This is a genomic window from Shigella sp. SIG3, assembly GCF_053555855.1.
In genome coordinates this window covers 1-21,841 of record NZ_JBQZXE010000062.1, presented here as the reverse complement: position 1 = coordinate 21,841, position 21,841 = coordinate 1, and the positions used below count along the sequence as shown (strand labels likewise).

Sequence of the window (21,841 nt, the reverse complement as noted above, 5' to 3'; positions counted from 1 at the left end):
AAAAACGCTCTCTATCGAAATGAATAAATTAAAGCAGGCGCGATATTCCATTGGCATTGCCATGAGTGAAGAAAAATACAGCGGAATTATTGGTGCACTGCGTGGAAAATATATTAATTGTCTGGTAACGAATAGCAGCACAGCTGAACTATTACTGAAATAAAAATCTTCCCGATGTTTACCGTAATAAAAATTACGGCGGGTCCCTATTATCTAAAATCAGGAGTCTGTTATGCAAACGTGGTTAAATTTGCAGGATAAAATCATTATTGTCACCGGCGGCGCATCCGGTATTGGTCTGGCGATTGTAGAGGAATTATTAGCACAAGGCGCGAATGTACAGATGGTCGATATTCACGGTGGCGATGGTCAATATGAAGGTCATAAAGGCTATCAGTTTTGGCCGACCGATATTTCTAGCACAAAAGAGGTAAATCATACGGTAGCGGAAATTATCCAGCGTTTTGGTCGCATCGACGGTCTGGTCAATAACGCCGGGGTCAATTTCCCGCGTCTGCTGGTCGATGAGAAAGCGCCTGCCGGGCAGTATGAACTCAACGAAGCTGCATTCGAAAAAATGGTCAATATCAACCAGAAAGGTGTTTTTCTGATGTCGCAGGCGGTGGCGCGACAGATGGTCAAACAACATGATGGCGTGATTGTGAATGTTTCCTCAGAAAGTGGGCTGGAAGGCTCAGAAGGACAAAGCTGTTACGCCGCTACCAAAGCCGCGCTCAATAGCTTCACGCGCTCCTGGTCGAAAGAGCTGGGTAAACACGGTATCCGTGTGGTCGGTATCGCGCCCGGGATTCTGGAAAAAACCGGGCTACGCACGCCGGAATATGAAGAGGCGCTGGCGTGGACGCGCAATATCACCGTCGAGCAGCTGCGTGAAGGCTATACCAAAAACGCCATTCCTATTGGGCGCGCCGGAAGATTAGCAGAAGTAGCTGATTTTGTTTGTTATCTGTTGTCTGAACGCGCCAGCTACATCACCGGAGTAACCACTAACATTGCGGGCGGCAAAACGCGCGGCTAAGGAGGCTTTATGGTCAACGCCATTTTTTGTGCCCACGGCAAATTAGCTTGCGCCATGCTGGAATCGGTTCAGATGGTTTACGGCAACGCCAATGTTGAAGCCGTTGAATTTGTGCCCGGTGAAAACGCCGGAGACATTGCGGTAAAGCTGGAAAAGTTAGCAAGCATTCACAATCAAGATGAGTGGCTGATTGCCGTGGATTTACAGTGCGGCAGCCCGTGGAATGCGGCAGCAATGCTTGCGATGCGCAATCCTCGTTTGCGGGTAATCAGCGGCCTTTCTCTGCCGCTGGCGCTCGAACTGGTTGATAACCAGGACAGCATGAATGTTGATGAACTGTGTGAACACCTGACGCAAATCGCAAAGCAAACCTGCGTTGTCTGGAAACAACTGGCAACGACAGAGGAGGATTTCTGATGAACATTACGCTCGCCCGCATTGATGACCGTCTGATCCACGGCCAGGTCACTACCGTCTGGTCGAAAGTGGCTAACGCCCAGCGCATTATTATCTGCAATGACGAAGTTTATAACGATGAAGTGCGCCGGACATTATTGCGTCAGGCTGCGCCACCGGGAATGAAGGTTAACGTGGTCAATATTGAAAAAGCCGTCGCGGTTTATCACAACCCGCAATATCAGGACGAAACCGTTTTTTATCTTTTCACTCGCCCACAGGATGCCTTAGCGATGGTTCGCCAGGGGGTAAAAATAGGCACCCTGAATATTGGCGGCATGGCCTGGCGGCCCGGTAAAAAACAGTTAACCAAAGCGGTTTCATTAGATGATGATGATATTAACGCATTTCATGAGTTAAATAATCTTGGTGTCATACTGGATTTACGCGTCGTAGCGTCAGATCCCTCAATCAATATTATCGACAAAATAAACGAACAGTTAATCGCAAATTAAATAATAGCGCCTGTGTACATATGCTTTAACAGGCAGGGATGACGACACTTAAAAGGTGACAAATCATGGAAATAAGTACCCTACAAATCATTGCTATATTTCTTTTTTCCTGTATTGCCGGAATGGGCAGCGTGCTGGATGAATTTCAGACTCATCGCCCGTTAATTGCCTGTACGGTGATTGGTTTAATTCTCGGTGATTTAAAAACCGGAATAATACTCGGCGGTACGCTGGAATTGATAGCTCTCGGCTGGATGAACGTCGGCGCGGCGCAATCTCCGGATTCTGCACTCGCCAGCATAATCTCCGCCATTCTGGTTATCGTTGGTCAGCAAAGCATCGCCACCGGAATCGCCATCGCGTTGCCTGTGGCTGCGGCAGGCCAGGTGCTGACGGTGTTTGCCCGTACCATCACCGTAGTGTTCCAGCACGCGGCGGATAAAGCAGCAGAAGAGGCGCGGTTTCGCACTCTCGATATTCTGCATGTCTCCGCGCTTGGCGTGCAGGCGCTGCGCGTCGCCATTCCGGCACTGATTGTCTCACTGTTCGTCAGCGCCGATATGGTCAGCAATATGTTAAACGCCATTCCCGAATTTGTGACCCGAGGACTACAGATTGCTGGCGGTTTTATCGTGGTGGTCGGTTACGCCATGGTGCTACGTATGATGGGCGTGAAATATTTGATGCCTTTCTTTTTCCTCGGTTTCCTCGCAGGTGGCTACCTCGATCTCAGCCTGCTGGCGTTCGGTGGCGTCGGCGTGATCATGGCCCTGGTCTACATCCAGCTAAATCCACAGTGGCGTAAAGCTGAACCTCAACTCCAGGCCACCGCCTCCACCGCCCTTGACCAACTTGACGATTAACGGAGCCATCATGGAACAGAGAAAAATTACACGCAGCGATCTGGTGAGCATGTTTCTGCGCTCCAACCTGCAACAGGCGTCCTTTAACTTTGAACGTATTCACGGGCTGGGCTTTTGCTACGACATGATCCCCGCCATCAAGCGACTTTACCCATTAAAAGAGGATCAGGTTGCGGCGCTCAGGCGACACCTGGTGTTCTTCAATACCACGCCAGCCGTATGTGGCCCGGTCATCGGCGCGGAAATTGATGACGGTACCATCAACGGCATCAAAGTCGGTCTGATGGGACCATTGGCAGGAGTTGGCGATCCACTGGTCTGGGGAACGCTGCGCCCGATTACCGCCGCGCTCGGCGCATCTCTGGCACTTTCGGGCAACATTCTCGGCCCGCTGCTGTTCTTCTTTATTTTCAACGCGGTGCGTCTGGCGATGAAGTGGTATGGCCTACAGCTCGGCTTTCGCAAAGGGGTGAATATCGTCAGCGATATGGGCGGGAATGTGCTGCAAAAACTCACCGAAGGCGCGTCGATTCTCGGACTGTTTGTGATGGGCGTGCTGGTGACCAAATGGACGTCAATCAACGTACCGTTGGTGGTTTCACAAACGCATGCCGCCGATGGCTCCACCGTCACCATGACCGTGCAGAACATTCTCGACCAACTTTGCCCTGGTTTGCTGGCGCTCGGTCTGACGCTACTAATGGTTCGTCTGCTCAACAAAAAAATTAACCCGGTATGGCTGATTTTCGCCCTGTTTGGCTTAGGGATTATCGGCAATGCTCTGGGCTTCCTGTCCTGATTCTTCGCCCCGGCACGACTGCCGAGGCCATCGCTCAACATGAGGTGGTTTATGAAAACAACAGCTCTGCGTCTTTATGGTAAACGTGATTTACGCCTGGAAACCTTTGACCTTCCTGAAATGCAGGAGGATGAAATCCTCGCAACGGTGGTCACTGACAGCCTGTGCCTCTCTTCCTGGAAAGAGGCCAATCTGGGTGAAAACCATAAAAAAGTACCCGACGATGTGGCGACCAACCCAATCATCATCGGCCACGAATTTTGCGGCGATATTCTGGCCGTGGGTAAAAAGTGGCAGCACAAATTCCAGCCGGGTCAGCGTTATGTGATTCAGGCCAACCTGCAACTCCCCGACCGCCCGGATTGCCCCGGCTACTCCTTCCCGTGGGTAGGCGGCGAAGCGACGCATGTGGTTATTCCCAACGAGGTCATGGAACAAGATTGCCTGCTGGCATACGACGGCGAAACCTATTTTGAAGGCTCACTGGTTGAACCGCTTTCCTGCGTGATTGGCGCGTTCAACGCCAACTATCATCTTCAGGAAGGTAGTTATAACCACACGATGGGGATTCGCCCGCAAGGGCGCACGCTGATCCTCGGCGGCACCGGACCAATGGGACTGTTGGCGATTGATTATGCGCTGCATGGACCAGTTAACCCGTCGCTGCTCGTCATTACCGATACCGACAACGACAAATTGAGTTATGCGCGCAAGCACTATCCATCAGAACCGCAAACACTGATTCATTATCTCAATGCCACCGATGCAGCATTTGATACGTTAATGGAGCTGAGTGGCGGTCACGGCTTCGATGATATTTTCGTCTTTGTGCCTAATGAAGGACTGGTGACTCTCGCCTCTTCCTTGCTGGCGACAGATGGTTGCCTGAATTTCTTCGCCGGACCGCAGGATAAACATTTCAGCGCGCCAATTAATTTCTACGATGTGCATTATGCATTTACCCACTACGTGGGCACGTCAGGCGGCAATACCGACGACATGCGCGCGGCGGTCAAACTGATCGAAGAGAAAAAAGTGCAGGCCGCAAAAGTGGTAACACATATTCTTGGGCTGAATGCCGCGGGCGAAACCACGCTTGAATTGCCTGCCGTCGGCGGCGGCAAAAAGCTGGTGTATACCGGGAAATACCTGCCGCTGACGTCACTCACGCAGATTCAGGATCAAGCACTGGCGGCGATTCTGGCGCGTCATCAGGGGATCTGGTCCGGTGAGGCGGAGCAATACCTGCTCGCCCATGCAGAGGCAATTTCCCATGATTAATCGCGCTACTTAACTCTGCATGTCGCTGGCTGGTCGCCCCAGCAACTTCGCGACCGGATGTGCGGCTGATTGCTGAAGCAGCACAATTTGCACGAGAAGGATAAAAAATATCAGCGCCTTAAGGGGCGCTCAAATTGGTGGCAAAGTACACATTGTTTATGCCGGATGCGGAATGAAGCCTTATTCGGTCTACATAATTTTGAAAATCCAATATATTGCAGTTATCTGGTAGGCCAGGTAAGCGTAGCGCATCAGGCAATGCTGTGTTTGTCATCAGTCTCAGCGCCCGGTGCAATACGTGACATCGTGAGCCATGTCAGTAAGTGGTTAAATTCGCAGTGGTAGCATGCCTTCCGTGATTTCTTACTAACCGGAGAAGTAATGGAACTGCTTTTATTGAGTAACTCGACGCTGCCGGGTAAAGCCTGGCTGGAACATGCACTGCCGCTAATTGCTGAACAGTTGCAGGGTCGCCGCTCAGCGGTGTTTATCCCTTTCGCTGGCGTAACGCAGACCTGGGATGATTACACAGAGAAAACGGCTGCGGTTCTCGCTCCGCTGGGTGTTTCTGTCACCGGTATTCATAGCGTTGTCGATCCCGTTGCCGCGATTGAAAATGCGGAAATTGTGATTGTCGGCGGCGGTAATACTTTCCAGTTGCTGAAACAGTGCCGCGAGCGCGGGCTGCTGGCTCCAATTACTGACGTGGTTAAACGTGGCGCGCTGTATATTGGCTGGAGCGCAGGCGCTAACCTTGCTTGCCCAACCATTCGTACCACCAACGATATGCCGATTGTCGATCCGCAAGGTTTCGATGCGCTAAATCTGTTCCCGTTGCAAATCAACCCGCACTTCACCAACGCGCTGCCGGAAGGCCATAAAGGTGAAACCCGTGAGCAGCGTATTCGCGAACTGCTGGTCGTCGCGCCAGAACTGACGATTATTGGTCTGCCGGAAGGTAACTGGATCACAGTGAGTAAAGGTCACGCTACGCTGGGTGGCCCGAACACCACTTATGTGTTTAAGGCTGGTGAAGAAGCGGTTCCGCTGGAAGCTGGTCACCGTTTTTAAGTGAATTGCCGGATGCATGATCCGGCATCTTGTTCATAGTGCCTGATGCGACGCTTGACGCGTCTTATCAGGCCTACAGGATTCACAATATTAATACTCGTCCCGTCCTTCATCTTCATCCGGCTGTTCCAGCACACTGTAAGCCACCGAACAAAACAGCGAGTTCAGGCGCTGCATATCTCCCAGTAAGCCTAAATGTAGCGAACTGGTTTCAATGCTCTGCACGTTTTGCTGATGCAGGCGATCGACGTGGGCGTGGGAATAGCGGCGATTAAGAATGCGAAAACGATGTTTGCTGCGACGCAAACGACGAGCGCTGGTGACATCGCCAGAGAAGAACACCGACATTGCCAGCTTTAAATTACTGAGCAATTGCTCATAGAGCGCATCCAGTTCCTTCAACCCATCAAGCGAAAATGCCCGCCGTGCTGCCAGCGATTTATCGGCAATTTCGCTGCCCATGCGCTCGACGATATCGGAGGCCTGTTCAAGGTTGAGCGACATTTCGATGATCTCCGCCCAGCGGCGCGACTCTTCCTCCGCCAACTCTTCTTTTGGCATCCGCGCCAGATACAGCTTAATGGCGGTGTAGAGAACGTTGATATCATCTGCCAGCTTACGCAGCTCTTTCTCCTGCCGTGGCTCGCCGTGCATCACTTTATTCAGCCCTTCCATCATCTGTTCCATGGCGTCGCCAATGCGCAGGGTTTCGCGCGCGGCGTTCGCCAGAGCAAGCGTGGGCGTGTCCAGCGCGCTGACATCCAGATGTTTAGGCCGTAGCTGGGTATCCAGTTCCGGTTCATCGCGAATAATCGTTTTGCAAAACCGTGCCATCGGGTCAACAAATGGCAGCATGACCAGGCAACGTACAAGGTTGTAGAAGACGTGGAAATAGATCACCAGTTCCGCTTTTGGCAATGACAGCTTCCCCATTGTCTCTGCCAGCAAATGGACAAACGGCAGGATAATCAGGCTACCCACCAGCTTAAACAGCAGACTACCCAGCGCGACACGGCGGGCTGCGGCATTGGCGGCACTGTTGTTGAGCATCGCCAGCAGGCCGGAACCGAGGTTAGCTCCAATCACCAGACAGAGCGCCACGGGGAAGGAGATAATGCCTGCAGCGGTCAGAGTCGCGGTCAGCAGTACAGCAGCAAGGCTGGAGTAGCTGATAATGGCGAACATCGCGCCAATCAGCGCATCCAGCAGAATATCGCCGGTCAGCGAGGCAAAGATCACCTGAACGCCGTTTGCCTGGGTGATCGGCGTTACGGCCTGCACAATCAACTCCAGCGCCAGCAAAATCAGCCCAAGACCAATACCGACGCGGCCCAGTTGCCCGGCGCGTGACTGTTTGCGTCCGAGGAAAAAAATCACGCCGATAAAAATAAGTAACGGTGACAGCCAGGATAAGTCGAAGGTGAGAATACGCGCCATTAGCGCCGTCCCGACATCTGCCCCCAGCACAATGACCAGAGCCGGTGCGAGGGCTACCAGATCCTGAGCGACGAACGAGGTCACCAGCATGGTGGTGGCATTACTGCTCTGTACCAGTGCGGTAACGCCGATCCCCGCGCAAAAGGCGAGCGGCTTTTTTTCGACGCTCCGGCTAAGGACAGTACGCAAACGCGCGCCGAAGACGCGCATTACGCCGGTTCGAACAATATGAGTCCCCCAGACCAGCAGGGCGACGGCAGAAAGCAGGTGAAGCAGCGTTAACACGAGTTCAGGTTCTCCTTATCGTTATATGTTCCTGAAGCAATTGAATGACCAAAGGACCGGAAACACGCTGACTGGCATCTTTACTGTGCCTTTTGACATTCGTTTTTCCGGCTAAGATTATTCCAGCCTGTTTCCAGTATAAGTGTTTCATATTAATAAAGAGACAGGGCACTCATTGAGCGCCCTGTTTGTTGTAAGGAAAAGTGACAGATTTGTGAATCAGTCCGCGTCATACCCCAGATTCGGTGCCAGCCAGCGCTCAACATCGGAGACGCTCATACCTTTACGGCGGGCATAGTCTTCAACCTGATCGCGCTGAATTTGCGCCACCGCGTAGTACTTGCTGTCCGGATGACTGAAATACCAACCCGAAACCGATGCACCAGGCCACATAGCGAAAGATTCTGTGAGTTTCATGCCAGTATGTTTTTCCACTTCCAGCAGCTCCCAGATGGTGGCTTTTTCCGTATGTTCCGGGCAGGCCGGATAGCCCGGTGCCGGACGGATGCCCTGGTAGTTTTCGCGGATCAGTTCTTCGTTGCTGAGGTTCTCGTTCGGCGCATAGCCCCAGTAGACTTTACGCACACGCTCATGGAGATACTCCGCAAAGGCTTCGGCTAAACGGTCGGCAAGCGCTTTCACCATGATTTTGTTGTAATCATCGTGCTGCGCTTCAAAGGCATCAGCCAGTGCGTCCTCTTCCAGCCCGCCAGTCACGGCAAATGCGCCGATGTAATCTGCTTTACCAGAAAGCTTCGGCGCAACGAAGTCAGCGAGACAGTAGTTAGCGAATCCCGTTTTTTCGGTCTGTTGACGCAGATGGTGGCTGACGTTGATCACATGGGTGCGCGTTTCGTCACGGTAGATTTCAATGTCATCGCCCACACGGTTTGCCGGGAACAGGCCCACCACGCCACGCGGATTCAGCGTTTTCTCGGCGCTTAATTTATCCAGCATGTCGTTGGCGTCTTTAAACAGCCGCTGCGCCTCAACGCCCACCACTTCATCTTCCAGAATGCGCGGATACTTCCCGGCCAGCGACCAGGTCATAAAGAACGGTGTCCAGTCGATGTAATTACGCAGCGTTTCGATGCTGGCTTCCACTTCCTGCACGCCGAGACGGTGCGCCACCGGCGGCGTGTAAGCCTGCCAGTCAAATGCGAAATCGTTATCGCGCGCCGCTTCCAGCGTGACCGGTGGTGTGCGTGGTTTCTTGCGCCCGTGCTGAATACGCACGGTTTCGTACTCCTTGCAGGTACGAGCGACAAAATCATCACGCTGAGTATCGGAAAGCAGCGCCGCTACCACACCAACGGTGCGCGAGGCATTCTGCACATACACCGTAGGGCCGCTGTAGTTCTGCTCGATTTTCACCGCCGTGTGCGCTTTTGAGGTGGTCGCGCCGCCAATCAGTAACGGAATGGTGAAGCCCTGACGCTCCATCTCTTTCGCCACGTTAACCATCTCGTCCAGCGACGGCGTGATAAGCCCCGAAAGGCCAATCAAATCAGCATTCACTTCTTTGGCGATACGGAGAATTTTTTCCGCAGGCACCATAACGCCGAGATCGACAATTTCGTAGTTGTTACATTGCAGCACCACACCAACGATATTTTTACCGATGTCGTGGACATCGCCTTTCACGGTGGCGATCACCATCTTGCCGTTGGTTTTACCCTGCTCTTTGCTGGCTTCAATAAACGGTTCGAGATACGCCACTGCCTGTTTCATGACGCGCGCCGATTTGACCACCTGTGGCAGGAACATTTTGCCTTCGCCAAACAGATCGCCGACCACGTTCATGCCGTCCATCAACGGGCCTTCAATCACTTCAATCGGGCGCGTAGCCTGCTGGCGGGCTTCTTCAGTATCCTGCTCGATAAACTCGGTTATGCCTTTGACCAGCGAGTATTCCAGACGTTTATTCACGTCCCACGAGCGCCACTCCGCTTGCTGGGCGTTAGCAGTGTCGTCCGCTTTACTGCCGCGATATTTCTCGGCAAGCTCCAGTAAACGCTCAGTGCCATCGTCACGACGATTAAGAATCACATCTTCCACCGCGTCGCGCAGTTCAGCGGGTAGGTCGTCGTAAATCGCCAGTTGCCCGGCGTTGACGATCCCCATATCCATGCCATTGCGAATAGCGTAGTAGAGGAACACTGCGTGAATGGCTTCGCGCACCGGATCGTTGCCACGGAATGAGAAAGAAACGTTAGATACGCCGCCGGAAATCAGCGCGTGCGGCAGTTCGCGTTTGATGTCTTCACACGCGCCGATAAAGTCCTGCGCGTAGTTGTTGTGCTCTTCAATACCGGTGGCGACCGCGAAGATGTTCGGGTCGAAGATGATATCTTCTGGCGGGAAGCCAACCTCTTCGGTGAGGATTTTGTACGCCCGACGGCAAATCTCGATTTTCCGTGCGCGAGTATCGGCCTGTCCCTGTTCGTCAAAGGCCATCACCACCACTGCCGCACCGTAGCGACGCAACAATTTCGCGTGATGGATAAAGGCGTCGACGCCCTCTTTCATCGAGATAGAGTTAACAATGCCTTTGCCCTGGATACACTTCAGACCTTTTTCAATGACATCCCATTTTGAGGAGTCGATCATAATCGGCACGCGAGCGATATCCGGTTCACCGGCAATCAGATTGAGAAAATGCACCATCGCCGCTTCGGCATCGAGCATCCCTTCATCCATGTTGATATCGATAATCTGCGCGCCGTTTTCCACCTGCTGACGCGCCACATCCAGCGCCTCGCTGTATTTCTCTTCTTTGATCAGGCGCTTGAACTTAGCAGAGCCGGTGACGTTGGTGCGTTCACCCACGTTCACAAACAGGCTATCATCGCCAATGTTCAGCGGCTCCAGGCCAGACAAACGGCAGGCTACGGGAATTTCCGGCAGTTTGCGCGGCGCTAATCCTTCTACTGCACGACTCATCGCTGCAATATGTTGCGGCATGGTCCCGCAGCAACCACCGACGATATTGAGAAAGCCCGCTTGCGCCCATTCACGTATCTGTTTTGCCATCGTGTCGGCGTCGAGATCGTATTCACCAAAGGCGTTAGGCAGCCCGGCGTTCGGGTGGGCGGTGACGTAGCATTCCGCAATCCGTGATAGTTCCTGCACGTACTGGCGCAGTTCATCGGGCCCCAGCGCACAGTTCAGGCCAAAGGTCAGCGCTTCGGCGTGGCGCAATGAGTTGTAAAATGCTTCGGTGGTCTGCCCGGAGAGCGTGCGCCCGGAGGCGTCGGTGATGGTGCCGGAGATCATAATCGGCAGCTCAACGCCCAGCGCTTCAAACTCCGTTTTCACCGCAAAGACCGCCGCTTTGGCGTTAAGGGTGTCGAAAACGGTTTCAATCAGGATCAGATCCGCACCACCTTCCACCAGCGCTTTGGTGGATTCGCGATAGGCCGCCACCAGCTGGTCAAAAGTGATGTTGCGGAATGCCGGATCGTTGACGTCCGAAGAAATAGACGCCGTGCGGTTGGTTGGGCCGAGAACACCGGCAACGTAGCGCGGTTTCTCCGGCGTGCGCGCGGTCCACTCGTCAGCACGGGCGCGCGCCAGTTTCGCCGCCGCAAAGTTGATTTCCGCCGACAGGGATTCCATCTGGTAATCCACCATCGCAATGGTCGTGGAGTTGAAGGTGTTGGTTTCGATGATATCCGCGCCCGCTTCAAAGTAGGCGTTGTGGATAGCGGCGATCACTTCCGGTTTACTGAGTACCAGCAGGTCGTTGTTGCCTTTGAGGTCGCATGGCCAGTCGGCAAAGCGTTCACCACGAAAATCGGCTTCGTTCAGTCGATAGCTCTGGATCATGGTGCCCATACCGCCGTCCAACACCAGAATACGTTCATTTAACTGCGCACGCAGTTGTTCCACTTTGCTGCTCACACTTGCTCCCGACACGCTCAACCCAGATTTAATAAAAATTCAACAAACCATACTGGCATAAACGCATCTGTGGTAAAAGCGACCACCACGCAACATGAGATTTGTTCAACATTAACTCATCGGATCAGTTCAGCAACTATTGCATTAGCTAACAATAAAAATGAAAATAATTTCCATGATACAGAAAAAGGAGGCTGTCATGGTCGCCCCCATTCCCGCGAAACGCGGCAGAAAACCCGCCGTTGCCACCGCACCAGCGACTGGACAGGTTCAGTCTTTAACGCGTGGCCTGAAATTACTGGAGTGGATTGCCGAATCCAATGGCAGCGTGGCACTCACAGAGCTGGCGCAACAAGCCGGGTTACCCAATTCCACGACCCACCGCCTGCTAACCACGATGCAACAGCAGGGTTTCGTGCGTCAGGTCGGCGAACTGGGACACTGGGCAATCGGCGCACATGCCTTTATGGTCGGCAGCAGCTTTCTCCAGAGCCGTAATTTGTTAGCAATTGTTCACCCTATCCTGCGCAATCTAATGGAAGAGTCTGGCGAAACGGTCAATATGGCGGTGCTTGATCAAAGCGATCACGAAGCGATTATTATCGACCAGGTACAGTGTACCCACCTGATGCGAATGTCCGCGCCTATCGGCGGTAAATTGCCGATGCACGCTTCCGGTGCGGGTAAAGCCTTTTTAGCCCAACTGAGCGAAGAACAGGTGACTAAGCTGCTGCACCGCAAAGGGTTACATGCCTATACCCACGCAACTCTGGTGTCTCCTGTGCATTTAAAAGAAGATCTCGCCCAAACGCGCAAACGGGGTTATTCATTTGACGATGAGGAACATGCGCTGGGGCTACGTTGCCTTGCAGCGTGTATTTTCGATGAGCACCGCGAACCGTTTGCCGCAATTTCTATTTCCGGACCGATTTCACGTATTACCGATGATCGCGTGACCGAGTTTGGCGCGATGGTGATTAAAGCGGCGAAGGAAGTGACGCTGGCGTACGGTGGAATGCGCTGACTTTTTCTGGCGGGCAGAGGCAATATTCTGCCCATCATACCTGAGTGGCAATAGAATAAGGGTGTCTGTTAATCGCATTGACGCCAAAATAACTTAATGTCATACACTTCACACACTTTTATTAACTCAGCATTATTTTTAAACATCAAACCACTTAATTATTAACAAAATCGCAAGATCTCATTCCACCGAAACTTTTACGGCTGCATTATGAGATTGAGCGATTTATGATATTTTTTTAGTTGTAATCATATTAAATTTTTTCACTGTTCTGATAGTTAAAATTCAAGACATCAATAAACAATGAGATATTTAAATGATTACTCGTATTCCTCGTAGTTCTTTCTCTGCAAATATTAATAATACAGCCCAGACAAATGAACACCAAACCCTGAGTGAATTGTTTTATAAAGAACTCGAGGATAAATTTTCTGGCAAGGAGCTGGCGACGCCTCTATTAAAAAGCTTCTCAGAGAACTGTAGACAAAATGTTCGTCATATCTTTAGCAACAAGGATTTTGTCATTAAATTTTCCACGTCCGTCTTACAAGCTGATAAGAAAGAAATTACGATAATTAATAAAAACGAAAACACGACACTCACTCAAACCATTGCTACAATATTTGAAGAATACCTAATTGAAATTTTACCTCAACGCTCAGACACTCTTGATAAACAAGAATTAAACCTAAAATCAGATAGAAAAGAAAAAGAATTCCCAAGAATTAAACTTAATGGTCAATGTTATTTTCCGGGGCGCCCCAAAACCGTATAGTATACCGACACATTGCTGCACAATATATTAATGATATTTATCAGAATGTTGATTACAAACCCCATCAAGATGATTACTCTTCAGCTGAAAAATTTCTCACTCACTTCAACAAAAAATGCAAAAACCAGACTTTGGCGTTGATTTCCAGCCGTCCTGAGGGGCGTTGCGTTGCTGCCTGCGGTGATTTCGGGCTAGTTATGAAAGCATATTTTGACAAGATGGAATCAAATGGCATCAGTGTTATGGCAGCCATATTACTGGTGGATAACCATGCTTTGACGGTCCGGCTAAGAATAAAGAACACAACTGAAGGATGTACCCATTACGTGATTTCGGTTTATGATCCTAATGTAACTAACGATAAAATAAGAATTATGAGCGAAAGCAAAGAGGATATTAAACACTATTCTCTGATGGATTTTATGAATGTAGATTATAGCCTCCTGAAATGGTCAAATGATCATGTTATTAACCAATCTGTTGCAATAATTCCAGCACTTCCGAAAGAACAGCTATTGATGTTAAAAGGAACTGTGGATGAAATAACCCCTCCATTATCACCAGCAACGATGAATTTGCTAATGGCAATTGGTCAGAATCACCAACTTACGCAACTGATGATTCAGCTCCAGAAAATGCCAGAACTACATAGAACAGAAATGTTGACTGCCTATAATAGTATTAACCTCCCCGGTTTATATTTGGCTATAAATTATGGCAATGCGGATATCGTTGAGACTATTTTCAATTCATTGTCAGAAACAGGATATGAAGGGTTACTCTCGAAAAAAAATCTCATGCATATTCTGGAGGCAAAAGATAAAAATGGTTTTTCTGGATTATTTTTAGCGATATCACGTAAGGATAAAAATGTTGTAACCTCGATTCTGAACGTCTTACCTAAACTGGCCGCAACACATCATTTAGATAATGAACAGGTGTATAAATTCCTGAGTGCCAAAAATAGAACGTCCAGCCATGTTTTATACCATGTTATGGCGAATGGTGATGCCGACATGCTGAAAATTGTTTTGGTCGCGTTACCTTTGTTAATTCGCACATGTCATTTGACTAAAGAACAGGTACTCGATCTCCTGAAGGCAAAGGATTTTTATGGTTGCCCAAGACTATACCTGGCGATGCAAAATGGACATAGCTATATCGTGAAAGTTATTCTCGAAGCATTGCCCTGTCTGGCCCAGGAAATTAACATTTCAGCTTCCGATATTGTAGATCTTCTGACCGCTAAAAGTCTTGCGCGCGACACGGGTTTGTTTATGGCCATGCAGCGCGGACATATGAACGTTATTAATACTATTTTTAACGCATTACCCACTCTTTTTAATACGTTTAAATTCGATAAAAAAATATGAAGCCCCTCCTCCTGGCAAATAATTCTAATGAATATCCCGGTTTGTTTTCAGCGATACAGCATAAACAACAAAACGTTGTAGAGACGGTTTATCTTGCTTTATCTGACCATGCACGCCTGTTTGGATTTACCGCTGAAGATATTATGGATTTTTGGCAACACAAAGCGCCACAAAAATACTCTGCCTTTGAGTTGGCTTTTGAATTTGGTCACCGGGTTATTGCTGAATTAATCCTTAATACATTAAATAAGATGGCTGAAAGCTTTGGCTTTACGGATAACCCTCGATACATTGCGGAGAAAAATTATATGGAAGCTTTACTCAAAAAAGCATCTCCCCATACCGTACGCTAAATCTTTGCCTGCGCCGATACGCATAAACATCTTCCACATGCCCTTCACGTATGCGGTTTTGTAGTGCGCGCCAGTAATCAGCGCGGAACAGGTCGGCGTGCATCTCTTCAAACAGCGGACCAATACGCGGGTCGGCGCATAGCCAGTGGCGAAACTCTTCCGGGAAAACATCGCCCGGCGAGACGCTGTACCACGGTTCGCTGGCAAGTTCGTCTTCCGGATAGCGCGGCGGCGGGATGTCGCGGAAATTCACTTCCGTCATGTAGCAAATTTCATCGTAATCATAAAAAACCACACGCCCGTGACGGGTGACACCGAAGTTTTTAAACAGCATGTCGCCAGGGAAAATGTTAGCAGCGGCAAGCTGGCGAATAGCGTTACCGTATTCTTCAATGGCGTCGCGCAACTGCTGACCTTCCACTTGTTCCAGCCAGATATTGAGCGGCACCATCCGCCGCTCGATATAGAGATGGCGAATTACAATCTGCTCACCAAGATCGGTGATTTTTTCCGCTGCTTCCTGGAGCAGTAATTCCATTAATACCGGGGAAATATGCCGCTTCTCCAGCACAAAGTTTTCAAACTCCTGGGTGTCCGCCATTCGGCCCACACGGTCGTGCTCTTTCACCAGTTGATAGCAGGCACGAACGTGAGCGGCAGACATCTCTTTCTGCGGCGCGAACTTGTCTTTGATGACTTTGAATACCCGATCAAAGCCCGGCAGCGTAAACACCAACATCACCATTCCACGAATACCCGGCGCTTCAATGAACTGCTCATTACAGCCCTGTAGATAAACGAGATATTCGCGGTAGCTTTCGGTTTTGGCGTGCTTCTGGCAGCCGATAGCCATATACAATTCAGCAGTGGTTTTACCTGGCAGAATTTCCCGTAGCCACTCGACCAGCGCTGCGGGCAGCGGTGCATAAACCATAAAATAAGAACGCGCAAAGCCAAAAACAATGCTCGCTTCGGCGGTCGTCGTCAGGCAGGTATCAATAAATAACTCGCCGTCGTCCGTCTGGTGGATCGGCAGTAAGAAGGGCAACGTGCCGGAAGGCGTGATCAGTTTGCCCACCAGCCAGGCGGCTTTATTGCGGTAAAACAGTTCGTTCGCCACCTGTAAATGACTTTCCGCGAGGTTGTCTGTCCCCAGCGTTTCCGTCAGATGGCGAATGATGTAATGAATGTCACGGCTTTTATTCTGCCAGCGCAGGCGCAGCGGCAGGTCGCTGATAACGCGCATCAGTAGAGATTCCCAGCCGTGATCGGGGTGAAAGTCTTTCGCCAGCGGGCGGGGAATGGTACGAAAGCGGCGCTCTGGCTGAGAGCTAAAGATAAAAAGCCGCTCGGGAGTAAGCGAGCGGTGGTCAAATAACCGACAGTACACGGAGTTAAAAAAGCTCTCCGCAATCTCGAAGCGCGGGTAATCCGGCAACAGCCGCGTGTAATGCTCTTTAACGCGCAGTAAAAATGCCGCGTCCGTACTTTGGCCGTTAGTAATGCAGCGCAGTTGCTCCACGACCAGACCAACGTGATGATCGTAAAGATGGATACGGTTTTTCATCGCCTGCTGGACAGCATGCCAGTCGGCCTGTTCGAAACGCTGCTGCGCCCCGGAAGTCACTTCGAGGAATCGACCATACTGAGCGTCGAAGCCTTGCAAAATGGTTTGAGCAATCAGTAATTCCAGGCCACGCGGCATTTAGCGCACTCATCAGGAGCAGAGAATTGCCGGATGCGGCGTAAACACCTTATCCAGCCTACGTTCGGCAACGGTTGTAGGCATGATAAGACGCGCAAGCGTCGCATCAGGCATCGTGCACCGATTGCCGGATGCGGCGTAAATGCCTTATCCGGCCTACAGTCAGCAACGTTTGTAGGTTGCTTAGAACTGCGATTCTTCAGTGGAGCCAGTCAGCGCGGTGACTGAAGACGTGCCGCCCTGAATAATAGTCGTCACTTTATCGAAGTAACCTGTACCCACTTCCTGCTGGTGAGATACGAAGGTATAGCCATCTTTCGCGGCGGCAAATTCCGGCTGCTGCACTTTCTCAACATAGTGCTTCATACTTTCGCCCTGCGCATAAGCGTTTGCCAGGTCGAACATGTTAAACCACATGCTGTGGATACCTGCCAGGGTGATGAACTGGAACTTGTAGCCCATATCCGACAACTGCTGCTGGAAGCTGGCAATAGTTTTGTCGTCGAGGTTTTTCTGCCAGTTGAACGACGGCGAGCAGTTATAAGCCAGCAGTTTGCCCGGATATTTCGCGTGGATAGCTTGTGCAAAGCGACGCGCCAGTTCCAGATCCGGCGTGGAGGTTTCACACCAGACCAGGTCAGCATATGGCGCATACGCCAGGCCACGGCTGATCGCTTGCTCAATGCCCGCATGAGTACGGAAGAAGCCTTCACTGGTACGCTCGCCGGTAATAAATTCGCTGTCATACGGGTCGCAATCTGAGGTGATCAGATCCGCCGCATCAGCATCGGTACGTGCAACCAGCAGGGTTGGAACGCCCGTCACGTCAGCTGCCAGACGCGCCGCGACCAGTTTCTGAATAGCTTCCTGAGTTGGCACTAAAACTTTGCCGCCCATGTGACCGCATTTCTTCACTGACGCCAGCTGATCTTCGAAGTGAACTGCCGCAGCACCGGCTTCAATCATCGCTTTCATCAGTTCAAAGGCATTCAGGACACCGCCAAAACCGGCTTCCGCATCGGCAACGATCGGCAGGAAGTAATCGACATAGCGCGGATCGCCCGGCTCAATGCCCACGGACCATTGGATCTGATCGGCACGACGGAAGGTGTTGTTGATCCGCTCCACCACAGCTGGCACCGAGTTTGCCGGATAGAGCGACTGATCCGGATACATGCTGGCCGCCAGGTTAGCGTCCGCCGCTACCTGCCATCCCGACAGATAGACTGCTTCAATACCCGCTTTCGCCTGTTGCAGCGCCTGACCGCCAGTCAGTGCACCGAGGCTGTTGATGTAGCCTTTTTTCGACTCACCGTGCAGCAGACGCCACATTTTCGCTGCGCCCAGTTGCGCCAGCGTGCATTCAGGATTGACTGAACCGCGTAATTTCACCACATCTTCCGCACTGTATGGGCGAGTAATGCCTTCCCAACGCGGTTGAGTCCACTCTTTCTGTAATTCTTCAATTTGTTGTGTACGGGTTTTCATGTGCAGATGCTCCATAGTTATGTGGTGGTTTACGCTAACAGGCGGTAGCCCGGCAGGGTCAGGAAATCAATTAACTCATCGGAAGTGGTGATCTGTTCCATCAAGCGTGCGGCATCGTCAAAACGGCCCTGGGAGAAACGTTCTTCGCCCAGTTCGCTGGCAATGACTTTCATCTCTTCGCCCAGCATCTGGCGGAACAAGGCTTTGGTCACCGGTTTGCCATTGCTCAACGTTTTTTGATGATGGATCCACTGCCAGATCGAGGTACGGGAAATTTCAGCCGTCGCCGCATCTTCCATCAGGCCATAAATCGGCACGCAGCCGTTGCCGGAGATCCACGCTTCGATGTACTGCACAGCCACGCGAATGTTGGCGCGCATACCTTCTTCGGTGCGTTCACCATCACAAGGTGCCAGCAGCTGATCGGCAGTAATCGGCGCGTCTTGTTCGCGCAATACTTCAAGCTGATTTTTACGGGAGCCGAGAATATCGTTGAATACCGCCATTGCCGTGTCCGCAAGGCCTGGGTGAGCGATCCATGTGCCATCGTGACCGTTATTGGCTTCCAGCGCTTTATCCGCTTTTACTTTGTTGAGCACCTGGTTATTACGCTCTTCATCTTTGCTCGGAATAAACGCTGCCATGCCGCCCATCGCAAAAGCACCGCGTTTATGGCAGGTTTTAATCAGCAGGCGTGAGTAAGCATTCAGGAATGGTTTATCCATCGTCACGGCCTGTCTGTCTGGCAGGACACGATCGGGATAGTTTTTCAACGTTTTGATATAGCTGAAGATGTAATCCCAGCGACCGCAGTTCAGACCAACAATATGGTCGCGCAGCGCGTGAAGGATTTCGTCCATCTGGAACACCGCGGGCAGCGTTTCAATCAGCAACGTCGCCTTGATGGTGCCGCGCGGCAGATTAAAGCGATCTTCTGCATAGCTGAAGACTTCGCTCCACCAGGCCGCTTCCTGCCAGGACTGGGTTTTCGGCAGATAGAAATAGGGACCGCAGCCCTTTGCCAACAGTGCCTGATAGTTGTGGAAGAAATAGAGCGCAAAATCAAACAGGCTACCGGGGATTGCCTCACCACGCCAGGTGACATGTTTTTCCGGCAAGTGCAGACCGCGTACCCGACAAATCAAAACCGCTGGATTGGGCTTGAGCTGATAAATTTTGCCTGCTTCATTGGTATAGCTGATGGTACCGTTAACCGCATCGCGCAGGTTAATTTGCCCGTCGATCACTTTGTTCCAGTCTGGTGCCAGTGAATCTTCGAAATCGGCCATAAAGACTTTCACATTGGCGTTCAGTGCGTTGATCACCATCTTGCGCTCTACCGGGCCAGTTATCTCTACGCGGCGGTCTTCTAAGTCCGCAGGAATCCCGCGAATTTTCCAATCAGCATCGCGAATGGAAGCCGTTTCCGAAATAAAATCAGGCAACGTTCCGTTATCAATATCTTGCTGCTGCTGAATGCGCGCTGCCAGAAGTTTATTGCGTTGTGGCGTAAAATGCGTCACCAGCTCAGTCAGAAATTCTACCGCTTCGGCAGTAAGAATTTGCTTCTCCTGCTCGCCATACGGCCTTGTGAAAGCCAGTTCATCGGTTGTTGTTGCCTGTTCAGTCATCGTGCAGCTCCTCGTCATGGATCCGAAAACTTCCCCTCTGTGAACGAAGGAATGTTGTGCGCTTTTCGTTCAGCACAACTAAGACTACTCATTTAAAATGCAAAAACAAAAACAATTTCCATTTTAATTAAAAATACTTGATAACTTATTGATAACAATATGAATAAAATTTATTCACTTTCTGAGGTGCGTTTCGGAAATAAAAAAGGCACCCGAAGGTGCCTGAGGTAAGGTGCTGAATCGCTTAACGATCGACTATCACAGAAGATTAATCCAGCGTTGGATTCATGTGCCGTAGATCGTATGGCGTGATCTGATAGACGTAATAGTTGAGCCAGTTGGTAAACAGCAAATTACCGTGACTACGCCAGCTCGCTCGCGGTTTGTTTTGCGGATCGTTGTGCGGGAAATAGTTATACGGTACATCCGGGTCTAGTCCGGCTTCCACATCGCGGAAATATTCCTGCGCCAGCGTTTGCGCATCATATTCGGGATGGCCCGTCACAAAGGCAATGCGCTTATCTTTGCTGGCAAACAGATATGCATCCCCTTCTTCCGTCTCTGCCAGAATTTCCAGATCGGTGTAATCACGAATCAACGCTGCCGGAAAGTCAGCATAGCGCGAATGCGGTGCCAGGAATGAATCATCAAAGCCACGCGTCAGAAGCGCATGAGGATGGAGAATATGATGCTCGTAAACGCCAGAGAGTTTGTCGGTGCGAGTTTGCTTAGGAATGCCGTAGAGGATATTGAGCGCGGCCTGTACCGCCCAGCAGACAAACAGCGTCGAGGTGACGTGATCTTTCGACCACTCCAGCACCTGTTTGATCTGCGGCCAGTAAGCGACATCATTAAACTCCACCAGGCCCAGCGGCGCACCGGTTACAATCAGACCGTCAAAGTTCTGTTCCTGAATATCTTCAAAGTTACAGTAGAAGTTGTTCAGATGCTCTGCGGGCGTGTTGCGCGATTCACGGGAATCGATGCGCAACAGCTGAATATCGACCTGCAAAGGTGAGTTTGAAAGCAGGCGCAGAAACTGATTTTCAGTTTCAATCTTCTTCGGCATCAGGTTAAGGATCAGAACCTTAAGTGGACGAATTTCCTGACCAGACGCACGAGAAGTTGTCATCACAAACACGTTTTCTTCACGCAAGAAATTGACGGCGGGTAGCTCGTCCGGCACACGAATCGGCATAACCTGATTACCTCACTACATACGCTTATACGTTTAGACATCCAGATAGCTGAAGATAACCAGAAAATTTGCCAATGTCGAGCCTGCATGTTGAAGGTGAGAAAGTTTCAAGGAAAAGGCTACGTTAGAATATAAGAATGACGAAAAGGAGAGAAAATGGTTATTAGTATTCGCCGCTCACGGCATGAGGAAGGGGAGGAACTCGTTGCGATTTGGTGTCGATCTGTCGATGCCACCCACGATTTTTTATCAGCAGAGTATCGGGCCGAGCTGGAAGAGCTGGTGCGTTCCTTTCTGCCGGAAGCACCGTTGTGGGTCGCGGTTAATGAACGGGAGCAGCCGGTTGGGTCTATGTTGTTAAGTGGGCAGCATATGGATGCGCTGTTTATCGATCCTGATGTGTGCGGCTGCGGCGTGGGTCGGATGCTGGTGGAGCATGCGCTCTCGATGGCACCGGAACTGACAACCAACGTTAATGAGCAAAATGAGCAGGCGGTTGGGTTCTATAAGAAGGTGGGTTTTAAGGTTACGGGACGCTCTGAGGTGGACGATTTGGGGAAACCGTATCCGTTGCTGAATCTGGCGTATGTGGGGGATAAGCCGCCCCTGCCGTGCCTGCCCAAGCTGGAGAAGACGCGCCAGCGTCGCACCCGGCATTTTTTTCACCAACGCAAAAAGGCCATCCTGACGGATAGCCTTTCGCTT

Annotated in this window: 15 protein-coding genes and 2 pseudogenes; 11 read left to right on the top strand and 6 right to left on the bottom strand. The window is 50.9% G+C overall.

The features are described from left to right. From ACUU1I_RS12460 to pepE, 8 genes are all read left to right on the top strand, one after another. The coding region (locus ACUU1I_RS12460; protein ID WP_072147731.1) for a sugar-binding domain-containing protein at nt 1–163 on the top strand (163 nt) is incomplete at its 5' end. A 69-nt stretch (nt 164–232) separates the two neighbouring features. Then, nucleotides 233–1,039, top strand: coding sequence for an SDR family oxidoreductase (locus ACUU1I_RS12455; RefSeq protein WP_001195431.1), 807 nt, complete (start codon nt 233–235; stop codon nt 1,037–1,039). A 9-nt stretch (nt 1,040–1,048) separates the two neighbouring features. Next, on the top strand, nt 1,049–1,456 hold the full coding sequence (locus ACUU1I_RS12450) for a mannose/fructose/sorbose PTS transporter subunit IIA (RefSeq protein ID WP_000245639.1): 408 nt from the start codon (nt 1,049–1,051) through the stop codon (nt 1,454–1,456). Next, nucleotides 1,456–1,950: a PTS system mannose/fructose/N-acetylgalactosamine-transporter subunit IIB gene (locus ACUU1I_RS12445; RefSeq protein WP_001027853.1), complete on the top strand. Its 495-nt coding sequence runs from the start codon at nt 1,456–1,458 to the stop codon at nt 1,948–1,950. Before ACUU1I_RS12450 ends, ACUU1I_RS12445 begins: the two co-directional genes overlap by 1 nt. 65 nt (nt 1,951–2,015) lie before the next feature. Next, a complete protein-coding gene (locus ACUU1I_RS12440; protein WP_000406317.1) occupies nt 2,016–2,813 on the top strand; it encodes a PTS mannose/fructose/sorbose transporter subunit IIC in 798 nt (265 codons plus the stop codon). Between the two features lie 10 nt (nt 2,814–2,823). Further along, nucleotides 2,824–3,612 carry a PTS system mannose/fructose/sorbose family transporter subunit IID gene (locus tag ACUU1I_RS12435; RefSeq protein ID WP_000437893.1) on the top strand — a complete coding sequence of 263 codons (789 nt, stop codon included), beginning with the start codon at nt 2,824–2,826 and terminating at the stop codon, nt 3,610–3,612. Between the two features lie 51 nt (nt 3,613–3,663). Continuing rightward, nucleotides 3,664–4,893 carry an L-sorbose 1-phosphate reductase gene (gene sorE / locus ACUU1I_RS12430; protein ID WP_000858569.1) on the top strand — a complete coding sequence of 410 codons (1,230 nt, stop codon included), beginning with the start codon at nt 3,664–3,666 and terminating at the stop codon, nt 4,891–4,893. A 381-nt stretch (nt 4,894–5,274) separates the two neighbouring features. Further along, on the top strand, nt 5,275–5,964 hold the full coding sequence (pepE, locus tag ACUU1I_RS12425) for a dipeptidase PepE (RefSeq protein ID WP_000421772.1): 690 nt from the start codon (nt 5,275–5,277) through the stop codon (nt 5,962–5,964). 90 nt (nt 5,965–6,054) lie between these two features. Here pepE and ACUU1I_RS12420 read toward each other — a convergent pair whose 3' ends face one another. Together ACUU1I_RS12420 and metH are read right to left on the bottom strand one after the other, a co-directional pair. Further along, nucleotides 6,055–7,686, bottom strand: a complete 1,632-nt coding sequence (locus tag ACUU1I_RS12420; RefSeq protein WP_000956830.1) for a Na/Pi cotransporter family protein — start codon at nt 7,684–7,686, stop codon at nt 6,055–6,057. 219 nt (nt 7,687–7,905) lie between these two features. Then, nucleotides 7,906–11,589 (bottom strand): methionine synthase, encoded by a 3,684-nt coding sequence (gene metH, locus ACUU1I_RS12415; protein ID WP_152030590.1) that lies wholly within the window; start codon nt 11,587–11,589, stop codon nt 7,906–7,908. Between the two features lie 199 nt (nt 11,590–11,788). On the opposite strand from metH, the gene iclR reads away from it, so the two are divergent. After that, nucleotides 11,789–12,613 (top strand): glyoxylate bypass operon transcriptional repressor IclR, encoded by an 825-nt coding sequence (gene iclR / locus ACUU1I_RS12410; RefSeq protein WP_000226403.1) that lies wholly within the window; start codon nt 11,789–11,791, stop codon nt 12,611–12,613. A 316-nt stretch (nt 12,614–12,929) separates the two neighbouring features. Next, nucleotides 12,930–15,114: pseudogene (gene espL4, locus ACUU1I_RS12405) on the top strand (type III secretion system effector EspL4). On the opposite strand, the gene aceK reads toward espL4, so the two are convergent. From aceK to metA, 4 genes are all read right to left on the bottom strand, one after another. Continuing rightward, on the bottom strand, nt 15,083–16,819 hold the full coding sequence (gene aceK, locus ACUU1I_RS12400) for a bifunctional isocitrate dehydrogenase kinase/phosphatase (RefSeq protein ID WP_001137216.1): 1,737 nt from the start codon (nt 16,817–16,819) through the stop codon (nt 15,083–15,085). The pseudogene espL4 and the gene aceK sit on opposite strands and share 32 nt — an antisense overlap. 183 nt (nt 16,820–17,002) lie before the next feature. Beyond that, the gene (gene aceA / locus ACUU1I_RS12395) at nt 17,003–18,307 is read right to left on the bottom strand and encodes an isocitrate lyase (RefSeq protein WP_000857867.1); all 1,305 of its coding nucleotides are present in this window, start codon (nt 18,305–18,307) and stop codon (nt 17,003–17,005) included. A gap of 29 nt (nt 18,308–18,336) precedes the next feature. Next, nucleotides 18,337–19,938 (bottom strand): malate synthase A, encoded by a 1,602-nt coding sequence (aceB, locus tag ACUU1I_RS12390; protein WP_000138898.1) that lies wholly within the window; start codon nt 19,936–19,938, stop codon nt 18,337–18,339. Nucleotides 19,939–20,206: 268 nt separating this feature from the next. Then, nucleotides 20,207–21,136 carry a homoserine O-acetyltransferase MetA gene (gene metA / locus ACUU1I_RS12385; protein WP_001122783.1) on the bottom strand — a complete coding sequence of 310 codons (930 nt, stop codon included), beginning with the start codon at nt 21,134–21,136 and terminating at the stop codon, nt 20,207–20,209. Between the two features lie 156 nt (nt 21,137–21,292). On the opposite strand from metA, the pseudogene ACUU1I_RS12380 reads away from it, so the two are divergent. Next, nucleotides 21,293–21,733: pseudogene (locus ACUU1I_RS12380) on the top strand (acetyltransferase); the annotation flags it as partial. Between the last annotated feature and the right edge of the window lie 108 nt (nt 21,734–21,841).

What these genes read in the sequence shown, in the direction of transcription:
- ACUU1I_RS12455 (WP_001195431.1), top strand. Translation starts at nt 233, where the DNA reads ATGCAAACGTGGTTAAATTTGCAGGATAAAATCATTATTGTCACCGGC.
- ACUU1I_RS12450 (WP_000245639.1), top strand. Translation starts at nt 1,049, where the DNA reads ATGGTCAACGCCATTTTTTGTGCCCACGGCAAATTAGCTTGCGCCATG.
- ACUU1I_RS12445 (WP_001027853.1), top strand. Translation starts at nt 1,456, where the DNA reads ATGAACATTACGCTCGCCCGCATTGATGACCGTCTGATCCACGGCCAG.
- ACUU1I_RS12440 (WP_000406317.1), top strand. Translation starts at nt 2,016, where the DNA reads ATGGAAATAAGTACCCTACAAATCATTGCTATATTTCTTTTTTCCTGT.
- ACUU1I_RS12435 (WP_000437893.1), top strand. Translation starts at nt 2,824, where the DNA reads ATGGAACAGAGAAAAATTACACGCAGCGATCTGGTGAGCATGTTTCTG.
- sorE (WP_000858569.1), top strand. Translation starts at nt 3,664, where the DNA reads ATGAAAACAACAGCTCTGCGTCTTTATGGTAAACGTGATTTACGCCTG.
- pepE (WP_000421772.1), top strand. Translation starts at nt 5,275, where the DNA reads ATGGAACTGCTTTTATTGAGTAACTCGACGCTGCCGGGTAAAGCCTGG.
- iclR (WP_000226403.1), top strand. Translation starts at nt 11,789, where the DNA reads ATGGTCGCCCCCATTCCCGCGAAACGCGGCAGAAAACCCGCCGTTGCC.
- aceK (WP_001137216.1), bottom strand. Translation starts at nt 16,819, where the DNA reads ATGCCGCGTGGCCTGGAATTACTGATTGCTCAAACCATTTTGCAAGGC.
- aceA (WP_000857867.1), bottom strand. Translation starts at nt 18,307, where the DNA reads ATGAAAACCCGTACACAACAAATTGAAGAATTACAGAAAGAGTGGACT.
- aceB (WP_000138898.1), bottom strand. Translation starts at nt 19,938, where the DNA reads ATGACTGAACAGGCAACAACAACCGATGAACTGGCTTTCACAAGGCCG.
- metA (WP_001122783.1), bottom strand. Translation starts at nt 21,136, where the DNA reads ATGCCGATTCGTGTGCCGGACGAGCTACCCGCCGTCAATTTCTTGCGT.